This window comes from Arthrobacter sp. H-02-3, from assembly GCF_003097355.1.
GTDB classification, from domain to species: domain Bacteria; phylum Actinomycetota; class Actinomycetes; order Actinomycetales; family Micrococcaceae; genus Arthrobacter; species Arthrobacter humicola.
In genome coordinates this window covers 61858-78851 of sequence record NZ_PYUI01000018.1, presented here as the reverse complement: position 1 = coordinate 78851, position 16994 = coordinate 61858, and the positions used below count along the sequence as shown (strand labels likewise).

Below are 16994 nucleotides of genomic sequence, written 5' to 3'. Positions count from 1 at the left end.
CTTACGGGCGTGAGTAGTTTGACTGGATTGAGTGGCTGGCGGACGTGCCGACCAGTTGGGCGGCACGTGAACGGACGACGGCGACACTTCCGGCGGCGAGGCCGAGCCCGCCGTCGAGCTCGGTGCCGGTGAGCACGTCAACGCCCTCCAGCGGAAGCCGGACGTCGTGCGCCCCGTGGTTGATGCAGAACGTCCAGTCGGTCCCGTCCTTGCTGCGCCGGGCAACTTCGACGTCGGCCGGCAGGTCCGGAACGAGCGGCTGCACCCCGGCATCGGCGCAGACGACGGTGAGCAGTTCGCCCAGGCCCTCCGGCGCGAGCGTGGTGGCGACATAGTAGGCACGGCCGCTTCCGGCGCGGTTGCGGGTCACGGCCGGCGAACCTGCGGCCGGTCCCTCGTCCACGGCAGCGAGGACCTCGGCTGTGGTGGCCCGTCCCAGTTCGTTCCAGCAGCTGCCTGCGCCGAAGCCGCTGAGCCGGACGCTTTCCCCGGCGCGCAGCGGGAAGAACTCCTCCATGTGCACGCCGAGCAGGCCGCTGAACGCGCCCGGGTAGCTGCCAAGCCTGATGTGGTCATTTTCGTCCACGATACCGGAGAAATACGTCACCACGAGGTGGCCGCCGGCGCGCACGTACGCGTCCAGGTTCGCCGCCCCGGCATCGCTGATGAGGTACTGCATCGGCGCGACGACGAGCCGGTAGCCGGAGAGGTCGTCGGTGCTTTGGCGGAAGTCGGTGGGGATGCCGGCCCGGTAGAAGGCATCATGCCAGCGCCGGGTTTCGGCGATGTTGGAGGCGTCCACGCTCGGATGCGAGTCCAGCTCCGAGGCCCAACGGGCGTCGGTGTCGTGGAGGATGGCGACGTCCACGCGGCCGGATGCTCCCGTGACCACCGAGCCGCTGACTTCGGCCAGGCTGCGCAGCGTCTGGCCCAGCTGGACCACTTCGCGCCATATCTTGGTGTCCGTGCCGGCGTGCGGCAGCAGCCCGGAATGGAACTTCTCGGCTCCGGCACGCGAGGCCCTCCACTGGAAGAAGAGCGCGCCGTCGGCGCCCCGGGCAACGTGCTGCAGGGAGTTGCGCAGCATCTCACCGGGGGCTTTGGCGATGTTGCGGGGCTGCCAGTTGACGGCCGACGTCGAATGCTCCATGAGCAGCCACGGCTTGCCCTTGGCCCAGCCGCGGGTGAGATCCGCAGTGGCCGCCAGCTCCTGGAAGTTCCGCAGATCTTCGGCGATGAGATAGTGGTCGTTGGAGACCACATCCATCTCCTCGGACCAGCGCCAGTAGTCCACCGGCTGGTGCAGGCCCATGTTGAAGCCCATGAAGTTGGTGGTCACGGGATGGCCCGAGTGCGAGCGGATGATCGCTGCCTCGGCTTTGTAGCATTCGAGCAGTTCGTCGGAGGAGTAGCGGGCGAAGTCCAGCTGCTGGGTCGGGTTGACCCAGGTCCCGGAGGTCCGCGGCGGCAGGATCTCGTCCCAGGCCGAATAGCGCTGGGACCAGAACGCGGTGCCCCACGCGGCGTTGAGCGCGTCGAGGCTGCCGTAGCGGTGTTCGAGCCAGCGCCGGAAACCGGCGGCGGCGCCGTCGGAGAAGTCCGGCTGGTTGTGGCAACCGTATTCGTTATGGACATGCCACATGACCACGGCGGGATGGTCCTTGTACCGGACGGCGATCTGCTCGGTCAGCGCCGCGGCTGCCCGGCGGTATTCGGGGCTTGAGGCGGCGAAGGCCTGCCGGGAACCGTAACTGTGCCGCACGCCGTCGGCCGTCACCGGCAGCGACTGGGGGTACTTGTGGCTGAACCAGGGCGGCGGGGACGCCGTGGCGTTCGCCAGGTCCACGCGGATCCCGTTGGCGTGCAGCAGGTCCAGGACCCGGTCCAGCCAGCCGAACTCGTAGACGCCCTCGGACGGTTCCAAGAGCGACCAGCTGAAGATGCCGACGCTGACCAGATTGACGCCGGCCTCCCGCATCAGCCGGACGTCCTCGTCCCAGGTCTCCTCGGGCCACTGCTCCGGGTTGTAGTCGCCGCCGAAGGCCAGCATCGGGGAACCCTCGGAGCCGAGGCGGGCGGTGATATAGTCCATGGCTGAGTTATTGGGGTTGGTGTCGTTGACGGTGTTGTCCACTTTTATCCTTTGCTGGAGCCGAGGGTCAGGCCCGCCACGAAATGGCGCTGCAGGAGCAGATAGATGACCAGGGCTGGAACCGCCGTGATCATGGCGCCGGCGGCGATCAGGTTGTAGTTGGAAAGGAACTGGCCTTGAAGGTTGTTGATCGCGGTGGTGACCGGAAGGCGGTCGCCACTTTGGATGAACAGCAGGGGCCAGAAGAAGTCGTTGTAAATGAAGATCACTTCGAGGGTGCCCATGGCGGCCAGGGCCGGCCGGCACAGCGGAAGGATGATGTCCCAGTACTGCCGCCAGACGCCGGCACCGTCGACAAGGGCCGCCTCGGTGAGTTCGGGGGAGAGGGCCTTCATGTAGTTCGAGAGCACGAAGGTCACGAAGCCGATCTGGAAGGCGGTGTCCACGGCGATCACGCTGATGTAGGTGTTGAGCAGGTTCCCGGAGTCGCTGATGGCGTAGGGCAGCTCGAAGTGCTTGAACATCTCAAAGAGCGGGGCCGCGAGCACCTGCGGGGGCAGCAGGTTTCCGGCGGTGAACATGATCAGCAGGGTGATGTTGAACTTCCAGCTCACGCGGCTGACGGCGAACGCCATCATGGAGGCGAAGAACAGGATCAGGAACACGGACGGGACGGTAATGAGCACGGAGTTCCAGAACAGCTGGCTAAAGCCGCCCTGGGTCCAGGCCTGGGTGAAGTTATCGAAGTTGAAGGCGCCGCCGGTGCTGAAGTAGCCGTATTTGTCCGTGTCCGCCTTGGGGCGCAGGGCCGTGAAGATGGCCCAGCCCAGGGGCACCAGCCAGATCGCGGCCATGACGATGAGGAAGACGTGCGTGCCGTAGTGCCGTTTGCCCTGTTTGTTGTTGGCCGGGCGGCCGGGCCGGGGGCCGGTGCTGCCAGCGCCGGAGCTGCGGGGCCCGGCGTCGGCCGGGGTGCCTGCCGCAGCGGCATCGGTTGGATGGGCGATGCTCATGCCTCTTTGTCCTTTCCGAACGCGCGGGACAGGTAGAAGGTGATGGGGATCAGGGAGATGACGAGCAGGATGACGGCCAGCGCGGAGCCGATGCCGATCACCTGTCCCTCGCCCACCAGGTTCTGGATGACGAGGGCACTGATGAGTTCCAGGCCGTTGGTGCCGCGGTTGATCACGTAGACGATGTCGAAGGCCCGGAGGGATTCGATGACGGTGATGACGATGATGATGACGTTGACCGGGCGCATGGCCGGGAAGATCACCTGGAAGAAAGTCTGAACCGAGTTGGCGCCGTCAATCTGGGCCGCTTCGCGCAGGGTGGGGTCCACTCCCTTGAGTCCGGCCAAGTACAGGATCATGACGTAGCCGGCGTGCCGCCACGTGGCCGCGAAGAGGGCCGCCCAGATGTTGACGCTGGAATCCCCGAACCAGTCGACGGCCTGGGGCGTGCCTGCCGTGCCGAGGACGAAGTTCAAGAGGCCGCTGTCACGGTTGTAGAACAGCTGCCAGATGATCCCGATCAGGGCCAGGGACAGCATCACCGGGGCGAAGAAGATGCTCTGGTAGATCCTGGTGCCGCGGATGTTCTGGTCCAGCAGCACGGCCAGCAGCAGCCCCAGCGGGGTCGCGACGAAGGCCAGGAACGCCAGCCACAGCACGTTGTGCTGCATGGCAGGCCAAAACGGCGGGTAGTCCTGGGCGATGAACTGGTAGTTCTCGGCCCCGGCGGGTTTGATGTCGGTCAACTCCAGCCCGTTCCAGCGGGTGAAAGACAGCCCGACCGACATGAGGGTGGGGATCCAGACCAGGACGAGCTGGATGAGCGTGGGGATGCCCACCATCAGGCCGAGCACCAGTTTGTCGCGGCGGGACAGCCGCCGAACCCGCCGCGCGGGGGCAACTGCTTTGCGCCCCCGCGCCGACGGATTGGTAGAGACACTCATGGAGATTCCTTGCTTTGATAACTGCTGGGGAAAAGGCGCGCAGGAAATGCGTGTCGGGACACGCCGCTACTGGGCGGCGTACAGGGACTTGGCCTGGGCTTCCAGGTTCTTGACGTCGACCGTGCCGTCCTTGATGAAGGTCTGCAGGGCCGGGATCATCACGTTGTTGGCCATGGCGGGCAGGGCATCACGGTCGAAGAACTGGCTGATGTTCTTGGCGCCGCTGATGGCATCGGCCAGTTTCTTGTTGAGCGGCGTGAACTTCGAGGTGTCCGCGCCCTTGGCGGTGGCAATGTTGGACGAGTCCACCGAGGCGTACACATCCTGGCCTTCCGGGGTGCCTACGTAGGCCAGGAAGTCCTTGGCGGCCTGGTTCTGGCCGCCCTTCTTGGACAGGAGGAGTCCGTCGATGGGCGCCTCGATGGAATCCCGGCCCTCCACCGCGATCTCGGGGAACGGGAAGAAGTCGATGTCGTCGGCGATTGCCTTGTCCGTGTACTGCTGGGTGAGGAAGGACCCGAGGAGGTACATGCCCGACTTCTTGTCCGCGAGGGACTTAGCGGAGTCTTGCCACGTCATGCCGAGGGAGTTCGGGTTCTGGAACGGCAGCAGGGCCTTCCATGTGTCGAAGACGTCGCTGACTTTCTTCTGGTCCCAGCTTTCCTTGTGAGCGGTCAGGTCCATGTGGAACTGGTAGCCGTTCAGGCGCATGTTCAGGTAGTCGAATGTGCCCATGGCGGGCCAGCCGTCCTTGTCCGCAAACTCGATCGGGATCAGGCCGTCGCCCTTCATCTTGGTGGCCAGAGTCTTCAGTTCGTCGAACGTCGTGGGGACGGTGTAGCCCTTTTCCGTCCACAGGCTCTTGCGGTAGAAGAAGCCCCACGGGTAGTTGTAGTTCGGGATCAGGTACATCTTGCCGTCGGCGCCGGTCGACGCCTTCTTCAGGGCATCCGAGAAGTTTCCGCCGACCTTCTCCCAGACGTCATCGATCGGGGCGAGCAGTCCTTTGCCGGCGTAGTACTGCATGCGGTAGCCGGCGAACCAGGTGAAAGCATCGTCCGGGCTGCCCTGGAGGTAGGTGTTGATCTTGTTCTGGAAGTCGTTGTGCGCCACAACATTGGTGGTGATCTTGATGCCGGATTTCTTCTCGAAAGCGTCCGTCACGGCCTTGTAGGCTGCCTTGGGGACCTCATCCGAGGAACCCGAACCGAACGTGGCGGTGTTGGCGCCGCTGCTGGCAGGAGCGCTGCCGCCCGTGCAGCCCGTGAGCAGGGGAATGCCTGCCATGGCCACTGCTCCGGCACCGAAGGTCTTCAGCAGCGTCCGCCGGTCCCACCCGCCTTGGCTGGAAGCCCGGAGCAGTGCGTCCTCATGCATGGTCATAATTTCTCCTTTGAAATAACGCGGGTGACGTGAAGCAGCTCACATAATTAGATATCATAATCGCACAATAAGGAACGTCAAGTGGCAAAAAAGAACATTTCGGTTCAGTCGGCCGCGGCCAGGGCCGTAACCGCCGCGGCTGGCGGTCCGCTCCGTTGACTTAGTGCTGGCGCGCTCTTAGCGTTAAGCCCCTCAGGGTGCCGATGCGGTCCGCCGACGGCGGTGGCACTCTGTTCCGCGGATACATGGCGAAAACCTAGGTGCACCCATGAAGATCAAGCCCACGGCCGCCGCCACCCTGGTCATCCTGCTGTTCCTGGCTGGACTGCTCGGCGATGCATCCGCGCCGGCGTCGGCCGCTGGGGTCACGTACTACGTGAGCGCGGACGGCAGCGACACGAGCAACGGAACATCACCCGCATCCGCCTGGCAGACCCTCGACAAGGTCAACGTCGCCGCGCTGCAGCCTGGAGATTCCGTCAGCTTCCGGCGAGGAGACGTCTTCTCCGGCGGCCTTGTGGTCAGCCGGAGCGGCACGGGCCGGCTCCGGATCACTCTGAACGCCTTCGGCGACGGGGAGCCGCCCGTCATCACGGGGGGACTGACGGGCACCTGCGTCCGGCTGGACGGCAGCTTCATTGCCGTGGACGGCCTGCGGGCGGACTCGTGCGGATACGCGGGATTCAGCGTCTATGGCGACCACAGTTCCGTGCGGAACTCCGCCGCGGCAAACAACGCCGCCGGAATCAAGGTGAGCGACGGCTCCGACTTCGGCAGCTACACCAACAACACACTTACCGATAACAACATCATGAACGTCAATACGCCGGGGACGGGCTGCGACACCGCGACGGCGCTGAACTGCAGCGACGACTCCGGAGCCTTCGGCTTCCTCATCAACGGCAGCGATAACGAGTTCTCCGGCAACACCGTCTCCGGGTCCACCGCGTTGTCCTACGACTTTGGCCATGATGGCAGCGCATTTGAGATCTTCAACGGCAGCCGGAACAGAATCCACCACAATGTGGCGGTTGATAATAACGTCTTCTCCGAAATTGGGCGGGGAGGGGACGGAGCCGCGGACAACAACACGTACAGCTACAACCTCATCAGGTCCACCTGCGTCCCCGATTGCGGCCAGGCCATGGGGCTGATTGCGCGCGGAACGACGTCGTCCTTTGGCCCGACCAACGGCACCACGTTCGAGCACAACACCGTGTGGCTGGACGGTCCGGATTCCCAGGCTGTGGTCTGCCACGCCTCGTGCCCCACCTCCACCGTCATCCGGGCCAATATCCTCGTGGCGGTCCGCAACTCGCTGTGGATGGACAATTCGGGATGGACCGAGGAGCAGAACGTCCTCAACGGCCCCACCAACATCGTTCCAAGCGCGACATCCACTACCGATCCTGCCGGCTTTGTGAATCCCCCCGCCGATCTCCACCTCACCGGAGCGAGCCCGGCGATCGACCGCGCGGGCGAGAGTCCGTTTCCCATCGACCTGGACGGTCGGCCGACCACCCAAAGTGCCGGCTGCCAGGGCGGCGGAGCGGCCGACGCCGGAGCGTACGAGTACAAGCCGGCCAACTGCTGAGAGCCTGCGCAACCGGGGCGGGTTCTCCGACGGCGGCGTCAGGGTGACCCTGCCAAAGGTCCGCTCGCGGGGCATGTCCATCGGCCAGCCTGGCGAAAGGACATGTCCATTGGCGCCTGTCCGCCGAGTTGGACATGCCCGCCGCTCATTTCGCGGTGGGGTATGTCCATTCGTGGGCAGGTTTGTTGAGGGACATGCTCATTGTTGGACGCGCTCAGCGGGCGGAATGGCATTCTGTCCACTGGTCGTGGCCGCGGCGGGGCATGTCCGTCCGCGGGCTGCGCAGCGCGCGTGCGATCAGCAGTGTGCGCCGCTGGCTGCGGTGGGTGTTGCGCGCCCTGGGGCCGTTGCCTTGCCAGGCGTGTTCCGGCTCTTGCAGACGTTACACACTTGCAACAGCCGGGACACCGCGGCGAAATCGGCCCGGGATGATACTTGGAATATGCCCTCCCGGGGGCAATCTCATGCAGGCATTGGGGACTACTAGAAGGACCGCGCCGATGCCCACTCCGCTGAACCAGTCGCTCGCTGACTCCGCCCTACTGACCAAATCACTCCCGCTGGGCTTGCTCCGGGCCTTTGTGCAGACTGACGCCGCCGACGACGGGCTGACCCCGCAATTACTGGCCGAGCTCAAGATCCTGGCCCGCACTCCCGGGTTGCTCGTGGCATGCAACTACGGGGGAACGCTCTGTACCGCGGAGGGCATCTCGACCGAGACCCTGCCGCTGGGCAGCGCGGCCATTGCGCTGCGGGCGCTGGCCGCCCTCCCGAATACCCATGCCGCCGTCGTCTCGGGGCGCTCCCTGCGCGATCTGGCCGCCGTCTCACGCCTGCCCGCAGAGGTGCATCTGGTGGGCTCGCACGGTGCCGAGTTCGACATGGGCTACGCCCACAGCCTCTCGCTGGCCACCGAGTCCGTGCTCCAGCAGACCCACCAGGCGCTCGCCGAAACGGTCGGGGCCTACCGGGGCATCACCATTGAACGCAAGCCGGTCGCCGTCTCCGTCCACACCCGGTCCGCGGCGCCGGACATCGTTGCCCTGGCTACCCGGCAGGCGTCGGACATTGCCCAGGCGCACGGGCTGCACTTCATCGTGGACGGCTCGGTGCTGGACCTTTCCGTCGTCGAACCGTCCAAGGCCACCGCCTTGGAGCACCTGCGCTCCGTGCTCGGTGTCAGTGCCGCCCTCTACGCCGGCGACGCCTCCAGCGACGAGCTGGCCATGGCGACGCTGCGCGGGCCGGACATGGCGCTGCGCGTGGGGGAGGGGCCAACCGTGGCGGCCCACCGGCTCCGGGACCCGGAGTCGTTCGCCCGCGTCCTGGCGATACTGTTCGAGCTGCGGCGGGCGTGGCTTTTCGGCGAGGACGCCGTTGGCCTGGAACGGCATTCGATGGTCGGCAACGGATCCTCCACCGCGCTGATCACGCCGGACGCGAAAATCTGCTGGATGAGCCACCCGCTGCCGGACTCGGGGTCGCTGTTCGCCCACCTCCTCGGCGGGGATGCGGCCGGACACTTCTCCGTGGAACCGGTGAAGTCCTCGCAGGTCCTGGGCCAGCGCTACGTGGACAGCACCATGATCGTCGAAACCCGCTGGGCCGACGTCACCGTGACGGACTACCTGGAACCGGCGCCGGCGGGCATCACCAGCCTGGTCCGGGTGCTTTCGGGCACCGGCACGGCCCGGATCGTGTTCGCCCCGCGGCCGGACTACGCGAATGCGCCGTTCAGCATGGAGGCGCGCGGGACGGAGCTGCACGTGGTGGGAACTGCGGATCCGATCATCCTGCGGGCGCCCGGCGTGAGCTTTTCCATCACGTCGGACGGCCGGCACGCCACCGCCACGGGCGAGGTCGACCTGCGGGACGGCCCTGTGGTCCTCAACCTGCGCTGCGGCGATACCGAACCGCAGCCTGCGGTGGTCGAAGACGAGACGGAGCGGCGCTCCGCCGTCGCGCATCATTCCCGGCGCTGGGTCCATGAGCTGCAGATGCCGGGCGTGAAGCCGTCGCTGGTCCGCCGGTCCGCGCTGGTGCTGCGCGCCCTGGTTCACGAGCCCACCGGCGCGGTGCTGGCCGCGCCCACCACCTCGCTGCCGGAGGGAATCGGCGGAACCCGGAACTGGGACTACCGGTACTGCTGGCTGCGGGACGGGTCCATGACGGTCAACGCCCTCGTGGACCTCGGCTCCACGGCCGAGGCCGAGGGTTTCCTGGCCTGGCTGGGCCGGATCCTGGACCACGCCCCGGGCCCGGAATGGCTCCATCCGCTGTACTCGGTGACGGGGGCGCCGCTGTCCACCGAGGCCATCATCGAGAGCCTGCCAGGCTATGCGGGATCACGCCCGGTCCGGATCGGCAATGCGGCCGACCACCAGGTGCAGCTGGACGTGTTTGGCCCGATTGCCGAGCTGATCGACGCCCTCAGCGCCCGCCAGGGTGTGCTCTCCGACGACCACTGGGAGCTGATGGTTCAGATGGCCGCGGCTGTGCTGGCCCGCTGGCATGAAGCGGACCACGGCATCTGGGAGGCCAGACGGGCGCCGCGGCACCATGTGTACACGAAGGTCATGTGCTGGGTGGCGCTGGACCGGGCACTGCGCACGGCCGCCCGGCACGGCCGGGAACCGCTGCCGGCCTGGGAGTCCACGGCGGCGACCATCCGCGAGGAAGTCCTCCGCGAAGGCTGGGACGAGTCCGCGTCCTCCTACACCGTCGCGTACGACAGCCCGGACCTGGACGCTGCCGTGCTGCACATCGGGCTCTCCGGCCTGCTGGACGTCAACGACCCCCGGTTCCTGGCCACGGTCACGGCGGTGGAGCGGGAACTGCGGGTGGGTCCCACCGTGTTCCGCTACAGGTACGACGACGGCCTGCCGGGCCTGGAGGGCGGCTTCCACATCTGCACGACCTGGCTGATCGAGGCCTATATAGCCGTGGGCCGGATCGAGGAGGCCTGGGACCTCTTCGACCAGCTGGTCAACCTGTTCGGCCCCACGGGGCTGTTGCCGGAGGAGTACGATCCCGGCACGGAAACCCACCTGGGCAACCATCCCCAGGCGTACTCGCACCTGGGCTTCATCCGCTGCGCCCGGCTCCTGGATGAACACCAGAAGAACTGATCAGCAGCCCAGGTCCTGACAGACTGCAGGCGGACCGGTGGCCGGCACGCCGGCCGGAGTTACTCGCAGCCGACGCCGTCACCGTCGCGGTCCAGTTTGCTGCTGTACCCCGGCTGGCCGACGTGGATGGGTGCCGCACCGGCGGCGCGGACCGCGGTGCAGTTCGCGTAGTACACGCCGGCCGCCGGTGCTGGCGCGGGCGCGGGCGCTGGTGCGGGGGCCATCTGGACCTGCGCCGGGACCGGCTGCTGTGCCGGCTGCTGTGCTGGGGCCGGGGCGGCCTGCGCGGGAGCGGTGGCCGGCTCGTTGGTGGGCGCTAGGGCATTCGGGCAGTCGGACAGGACCCGCGCCATGGCATCGTGCTCGGCCTGGGTCACCCAGAGGCCGTAGCTGGATTTCACCGAAATTTGGCGGGCGACGTAATCGCAGCGGTAGGACTTGTTCGGCGGGAGCCAAGTGGCGGCGTCGCCGTCGCTCTTGCTTTGGTTGGCGGGGCCGTCCACCGCCAGCAGGTTCAGGGGATCATTGGCGAAAGAGAGCCGCTGCCCGGGGCTGAGTTGCTGCGCGCCCTTCTGCCAGGCGTCGCTGAGGGCCACGACGTGGTCGATCTGGACCGCGGTGCTGGTGGCGTTGCCGCGCAGGAAGTTGATGGCTGCGGCCGTGTAGGGGTCGTTCAGGACGCCTGAGAGGACCACGCAGTCCCGCGTTCCGGGCTTGAGCGCGACGGATTTGAGGTCGCGGCGGAGCACATCATTACGGGTATCGCAGCCGTTGTGGTCGACGTCGGACCACGCCGGGCCGAACTGGTCACGGGAATAGCCCGTCTTCGGCGCACGGCCCTTGACGGCGAGCGTCGCCAGCACCGCGAGGGCCTTGCTGGCGAATGCGGGCTGCTGGTGCGGGGCGTCGACGCCGGGGGCATCGACTCCGGGGGGCGTGTCGGGATCCAGCGGTGTGCTGTCCGCGCCGGCCGTCGCGGTGGCGGAGGCCGCCGCGGTGCCGGGGCCGACGACGCCGGTCCCGGCCGCCGGGGTTAGGGTCCCGGGGCCGGCGCACGCCGAGGTCGCCACGAGCAGCAGGCCCGCCACGCCGCGGGCAATCCAGTCGACAGCGCCGATCTTCCGCCCGCGTGTGGCCTGTGCCCGGCGGTCAGTTGCGGGACCGCTGCTGGCCGGGACGCTGAGTGCTCGGGTGCTGCCTGGTGTGACGCTGCCTGACTGGACGCTGTGCAATTCTTCCCCACTTCATGCTGTTGCCCCGGGTATCCGCGGGGCTGTTCAAGACCGGTCCCAGCCTACCGGCGCACAGGGCAACGCGGGGTCATATCGCGCCCATGCTGGGGCCCGGGATGGGCGCGAAGGATCCCCGCGTTGCTTCGTACAGGGCCGGACAGAACGTCGATTCGCCCCCGCGGGAGTCAGCGCACCCGTGCCCGGGATGCCGAGAAGATGGCCGGCGCGCCGCCGTCGCCGGTGGCGAGGTCGGCCAGGATCCGGCCGACGGCCGTAGTGAACTTGAACCCGTGGCCAGAGAAGCCCGCGCCAATGACCACCGGGCCGATCCTGTCCAGGACAAAGTTCTCATCCACAGTGGTCGTGTAGGTGCAGCTGACGTCGGTGAGGGCGTCGGCGTCGACCCCGGGCAGCCACTCCCGGGCATACCGTTGCAGGGCCGCCCGCTGTTCGGGCTCCGCCGTGAAGGACCGGTTGTCCGGGTCCACCACGGGGCCCGCCCCGTGCCAGCCGGCCTTGATGCCCTCGCCCGGCGTGTGCATGCCGTAAACCGGCGAACGCCAGTACCGGTAGGCATCCCCGTGGCCAGGCATGTGGTTGAACCCCGGCCACTGGGCGCCGGGATCCGTGATGGCGAAATGCGCGGGCTGCTCCTGGGTGACGGTCAGCCGGGGCACGGGGGTCACACCGGCGAGCAGCTTGGTGGTCCAGCCGCCGGCGGTGACCACGGCCTGCCGCGCGGAAAGCACCTCCGTCACGCCGCCGGACTCTAGCGTGAGCCGGACGCCGTCGTCGAGCACTTTCAGCTCCAGGACCTTCACGTGATGGCGGATCTCGGCGCCGTGGCCGGCGGCGAGGCGCTGCATCGCCGGCAATGCGGCGTCCGGGTTCAGCTGGCCGCCGTCCGCCATGTGCAGGACACGCTGGTCGAATCGGATGCCCCGCCAGCGCTCTGCGGCTTCCTCGACGGCGAGGAACTCCGCGCGGAGCCCGGCGGCGAGCAGGGCGCTCCGGATCTCGGGCAGCCGCGGATCGGTGCCGTGGTTCACGACGCCGGTCCGGGCCAGCAGGCGCTCGCCGCTGTCCGCTTCGAGCTCGTTCCACAGCCGCACGGACTCGGCCAGCATGGCGACGTAGTCGGGATCCGCGTAGCCGGGGTTGAAGTTCCGGGTGGTGCCGTGGGAGGCGCCATTGCGGTGGCCGGGCCCGAACTGCTCTAGCAAGGTCACGCCCCGGCCGCGCCGGGCCAGCGCCCAAGCGGTGGCGGAGCCCATCGCGCCGCCGCCGATGACGACCGTGTCCAGGGTTGTATTCAAGGGTCCTCCTCGGGGATTGGTGCCGGGCCGCCAAAGCGGGTCAGGCAAGCAGCAGGGCCACGCCGATCATGGCCGGCACAGCTACTACGGTAGTGATCAGCACCGTGTCTTTGGCTACTGTGACGCCGGTGCGGTACCGGCTGGCCGCGACAAACACGTTTTGCGCCGTGGGCAGGGCTGCCGTGACGACAGCGGCGAACAATGCCTGCTCCTGCATGCCGAGGGCAAAGCGGGCAAACAGGTAGGCCACCAGGGGGTGGACAACGAGCTTGAAGAAGCTCGCCAGTAGGGTGTCCAGCCGGCGCCCGGTGGCCGGATGCAGCGGCCGGGATCCGTTCAGGCTCATGCCGAACGCGATCAGCATGGCAGGGATGGCGGCCCCGCCGATCAGGTGGATGGGCTCCATGACCAGTGCCGGCACCTGCCAGCCGGTCCCGGCCACCACGAGGCCCAGCGCGGACCCCACGATCATCGGGTTCCTCAGGATCATGAGCAGGAATGTCAGCGGCGTGGTGCGGTGCGAGCTGGTGGTGGCATCCAGCGCCATGAGGAACATGGGAGTGAAAAAGGCCAGCTGGAAGATGAGCAGGGGCGCCACGTAGCTGGCGTCTCCGAGAACGAAGACGGCGATGGGTATGCCGAGGTTGGCGGAGTTGGCAAGGGACGCACTCATGGAGGAGATGAGGGCTTCCGGGGCCGGGCGTTTGAGCGCGAAGCGCACAATGCCAAAGAACAGGGCCGCCGTCGTCAGGGCTCCAACGGCAGTCACGAGCAGCGGCGCAGCAAAGACGTCATGCAGTTTCGCCTTGCTGAGCGTCTCGAAGAGCAGGGCTGGGCTCGCGACAAAGAAGGTCAGGGCGCTGAGGACGGCGCGGGCGTTCTCGCCCAGGATGTTGCGCCGGCCCACGAACATGCCGACCAGGATGATGGACCAGACGACGAAGAAGCCGGCCAGAACCCCTAGCACGCGGCCCTCCGCAGCGGGGCGGGATGGCGGCGGGTAAGGGTCACCGTTCCAGAGTAATCAGCTTTATTCTGAGGACCCGCCCTATTACGCCCGACGGCGGCGATTCTTAGTTCAGCGCGGCGTTGTTCAGCGAGTGGGGCGGGCGCAGGAGGCCCGGCGTCATGCCCTCTGCGGGGTCGTTGCCGATCTGGACAATCTTGTTGTCCTGATCCACGTGGACCACCTTGGGGTTGTACGCCTTTGCCTCGTCCGTGGTCATCTGCGCGTAAGTGATGAGGATGACGATGTCGTTCTCGTGCATCAGGTGGGCGGCGGCGCCGTTGATGCCGATCACTCCAGACCCGCGTTCGCCGGCAATCGTGTAGGTCTCGAGCCGGGCGCCGTTGGTGACGTCCACGATCGCCACGAGCTCACCGGGGAGGATGTCGGCGGCCTCCAGCAGATCCAGGTCCACGGTGACGGAACCGACATAGTGAAGGTCCGCGTGCGTGACCGTCGCGCGGTGGATCTTGGATTTGAACATTGTGCGATTCATAACGTCACCAGTCTAACGCGGTGCCGACGCCGGCGCTGTGGCCCACTGCACACCCCTCCGGTCAGCCGGGCCGGTCCGCGGGGGCCGGGCCCAGCGTGCCGGCGGCCGCCGCCGGAACGATGGATGCCGCCGTCGCCGCCAGGATTTCCCGGGCGGCGAGCAGGGCCGGCCGTTTGGCGCTGGAGCGCCGCACCGAGGTGAACACCGTGCGGTGCGGATTCCCGGGCAGGTCCAGGAGCTGCGCGCTGGTGCCGCGGCCGGTCCACACGAGGTCCGGCATCAGGGCCACCGCATTTCCGGATTCGATCAGCCGGATCTGGGCCTGCAGGTCGGCGGTTTCGAAGCGGACATCGGGCTCAAATCCGGCGCTTCGGCACGCCTGCTCGGCCCAGTGCCGGGAGGCCGCCCCGCGGGGTTCCATCACCCAGGGAAGCCCCGCGGTATCCGCCAGCGTCCTGATGGCGGTGCGCCCCGGCGAGGAGGGCGGAACGGCCAGCCGGATGGCGTCCCTGGTCAGGGCCACGCGGTCCAGTTCGGCGTAGTGCGGGGCGGCGTGGCCCGGATACTGTTCGGCGATCACGAGGTCGAAGTCGCGAGCCCACGTCTCGTGGAGGGCCGTCTCCGGTTCCCGCTGGGTCATCTCTACCCTGACCTCCGGGTAGCTGGAGGTCATCCGGGTCAGGGTGCCCGGCATGAGGGCCAGTGCGGCGGACTGGAACACGGCGATCCGCACGGTGCCGGTGACCGTGGTCAGGGACGCTGCCAGGTCCGCCTCGGCCTGCTCCAAGGTCTCCAGCAGCTGGGACGTATGGGCCACGAGGACTTCGGCCTGGGGGGTTAGCTGCACCCGGCGGCCGGTTTTCCGGAGGAGTTCCACCCCGGCCTCCTTCTCAAGGAGTGCCAGTTGCTGGGAAACTGACGATGGGCTGTACTGGAGCGCTTCGGCCACTTCGGCCAGTGTGCCCCGGATCTTCAGTTCGCGCAGCAGTCGCAAACGCCGGACGTCGAGCATCGATAATCCTTTGGGAATTCTAATGGTTATCAGTTAAGAGAATTCACTTTATCTAATGCAATCGGGCTTGCATACTGTTGTCGCTCGGTTACCCCCATCACAGGGTGGATTGATGGGCATCACACCTAAATTAGGAGGCCCTGGTGGCTACACAAGATTTGGCGCGGTCGATCATGCGGCGCAAGCCCATCGACGACATTGAAGAAGAAAACAAGCACAGCGGATTGCACAGGAGCCTAGGGCTCTGGCAGCTGACGGCCATCGGCGTCGGCGGTATTATCGGCGTCGGCATCTTCTCGCTGGCGGGCCTTGTGGCCCACGGCAGTGCGAGCGAGCCCGGCGTCGGCCCGGCGGTGCTCGTCTCGTTCCTGATCGCGGGACTGGCATCCGCTGCCGCGGCACTGTCCTACGCCGAATTCGCCGGCATGATCCCGCGGGCCGGCTCAGCATATACCTACGGCTACGTTGCCCTCGGCGAGGTAATCGGCTGGTTCATCGGGTGGGACCTGCTGCTGGAGTACATCGCGATCGTGGCCGTGGTGGCCATCGGCATCTCGGGCTACTTCGATGCCTTCCTGTCCGGCATCGGCATCCATATGCCCGCCTGGATGACAGCGACGCCGGATGAGGGAACGGGCGGCATTATCAACCTTCCGGCCATCCTCGTCTGCCTGCTGGTGACCTGGATCCTCTCCCGCGGCACGAAGACCTTTGGGCGCTTCGAGCTGATAGCCGTAGCCATCAAGGTGGTCCTGATCCTGTTCATCATCGGCCTGGGCATCTTCTACATCAACACCAAGAACTACGACCCCTTCATGCCCAGCGGTTTCGGGCCCGTGGTGGCTGGTTCCGCGACCGTGTTCTTCGCCGTGTTCGGCTACGACGCCATGAGCACCGCGGCGGAGGAAGCGACGGACGGCAAGAAGCACATGCCGAAGGCGATCATCTACTCGCTGATCATCGCCATGCTGCTCTACGTCGCCGCCACCCTGGTGCTCACCGGAATGCAGCACTACACGGAAATCGACCCCAAGGCCGGCTTCGCCTCCGCCTTCAACAGCGTCGGACTGCCGGTGATCGCAACGATCATCTCCGTGTTCGCGGTCCTGTCCATCCTGACCGTAATGCTGACCTTCCTCCTCGGCGTCACCCGCGTCTGGTTCTCGATGAGCCGCGACGGCCTCCTGCCGGGCTGGTTCGCCAAGACGGACCGGCACGGCACGCCGCAGCGCGTGACCTGGATCGCCGGCGCCGCCTCCGCCATCCTGGCCGGCATCCTCCCGATCAAGGCCGTGGCGGACTTGACCAACATCGGTATTCTGGCCGCGTTCGTCGTCGTCTGCACATCGGTGATCGTGTTCCGCTACAGGAAGCCTGAGGCCCCGCGGACCTTCCGCCTGCCGCTGATGCCCGTCGTTCCCGCGTTCGGCGTGTTCGCCTCACTGTTCCTGATGTTCCAGCTGCACTGGGAGACCTGGCTGCGGTTCGGCGTCTGGCTCGTGGTCGGCCTGATCATCTACTTCACGTACGGCCGCAAGAACTCGCTAATGAACCCGGACAGCCCGCGGCACGAAGAAATCGTGGAGATGCACCGCCCTCTGGCATAACCACCCCACCTCCCCGTTGCGCTATCACTTATGGCTCCCATCCACAGGTCTTAAGGACCACAAGTGATAGCGCAACGTGGTTGAAGGTTCGGTTTTACTAACTGGTATTGCTCAGAAAACATCGCTTTATCTTATGAAAATCCGGTCGCATACTGATTCATAAGAGGTCCA

General features: G+C 66.6%; 12 protein-coding genes. 3 read left to right on the top strand and 9 right to left on the bottom strand.

Annotated elements, in window-relative coordinates:
• Position 1: 1 nt before the first annotated feature.
• The 4 genes from C9424_RS16130 to C9424_RS16115 all read right to left on the bottom strand — a co-directional run bounded on the left by C9424_RS16130 (position 2) and on the right by C9424_RS16115 (position 5432).
• The gene (locus C9424_RS16130) at positions 2–2134 is read right to left on the bottom strand and encodes a beta-galactosidase (protein ID WP_337189830.1); all 2133 of its coding nucleotides are present in this window, start codon (positions 2132–2134) and stop codon (positions 2–4) included.
• Between the two features lie 2 nt (positions 2135–2136).
• The gene (locus tag C9424_RS16125) at positions 2137–3105 is read right to left on the bottom strand and encodes a carbohydrate ABC transporter permease (RefSeq protein WP_116767913.1); all 969 of its coding nucleotides are present in this window, start codon (positions 3103–3105) and stop codon (positions 2137–2139) included.
• Complete coding sequence (locus C9424_RS16120; protein ID WP_116767912.1) at positions 3102–4049, bottom strand: carbohydrate ABC transporter permease; 948 nt, start codon at positions 4047–4049, stop codon at positions 3102–3104. The genes C9424_RS16125 and C9424_RS16120 overlap by 4 nt, the downstream gene beginning before the upstream one ends.
• Before the next feature lie 66 nt (positions 4050–4115).
• Positions 4116–5432, bottom strand: a complete 1317-nt coding sequence (locus C9424_RS16115; protein WP_116767911.1) for an ABC transporter substrate-binding protein — start codon at positions 5430–5432, stop codon at positions 4116–4118.
• A gap of 268 nt (positions 5433–5700) precedes the next feature.
• On the opposite strand from C9424_RS16115, the gene C9424_RS16110 reads away from it, so the two are divergent.
• Together C9424_RS16110 and C9424_RS16105 are read left to right on the top strand one after the other, a co-directional pair.
• On the top strand, positions 5701–7026 hold the full coding sequence (locus tag C9424_RS16110; RefSeq protein WP_116767910.1) for a hypothetical protein: 1326 nt from the start codon (positions 5701–5703) through the stop codon (positions 7024–7026).
• A gap of 500 nt (positions 7027–7526) precedes the next feature.
• Complete coding sequence (locus C9424_RS16105) at positions 7527–10154, top strand: trehalase-like domain-containing protein (protein ID WP_116767909.1); 2628 nt, start codon at positions 7527–7529, stop codon at positions 10152–10154.
• A gap of 59 nt (positions 10155–10213) precedes the next feature.
• Here the strand turns inward: C9424_RS16105 and C9424_RS16100 are convergent, their stop codons facing one another.
• The 5 genes from C9424_RS16100 to C9424_RS16080 form a co-directional block, all read right to left on the bottom strand.
• Positions 10214–11386 (bottom strand): GmrSD restriction endonuclease domain-containing protein, encoded by a 1173-nt coding sequence (locus C9424_RS16100; protein ID WP_116767908.1) that lies wholly within the window; start codon positions 11384–11386, stop codon positions 10214–10216.
• 185 nt (positions 11387–11571) lie between these two features.
• Positions 11572–12702 (bottom strand): FAD-dependent oxidoreductase, encoded by a 1131-nt coding sequence (locus C9424_RS16095; RefSeq protein ID WP_116767907.1) that lies wholly within the window; start codon positions 12700–12702, stop codon positions 11572–11574.
• 40 nt (positions 12703–12742) lie between these two features.
• Positions 12743–13669 carry an AEC family transporter gene (locus tag C9424_RS16090; protein ID WP_116767906.1) on the bottom strand — a complete coding sequence of 309 codons (927 nt, stop codon included), beginning with the start codon at positions 13667–13669 and terminating at the stop codon, positions 12743–12745.
• A 106-nt stretch (positions 13670–13775) separates the two neighbouring features.
• Positions 13776–14204 carry an aspartate 1-decarboxylase gene (panD, locus tag C9424_RS16085; RefSeq protein WP_202615903.1) on the bottom strand — a complete coding sequence of 143 codons (429 nt, stop codon included), beginning with the start codon at positions 14202–14204 and terminating at the stop codon, positions 13776–13778.
• Between the two features lie 61 nt (positions 14205–14265).
• Entirely contained in the window at positions 14266–15216 is a 951-nt protein-coding gene (locus C9424_RS16080) for a LysR family transcriptional regulator (protein WP_116767905.1), read from the bottom strand.
• Between the two features lie 173 nt (positions 15217–15389).
• Between C9424_RS16080 and C9424_RS16075 the strand changes: the two genes are divergently transcribed.
• Positions 15390–16823 (top strand): amino acid permease, encoded by a 1434-nt coding sequence (locus C9424_RS16075; RefSeq protein WP_202615904.1) that lies wholly within the window; start codon positions 15390–15392, stop codon positions 16821–16823.
• The last annotated feature ends 171 nt before the right edge of the window (positions 16824–16994 follow it).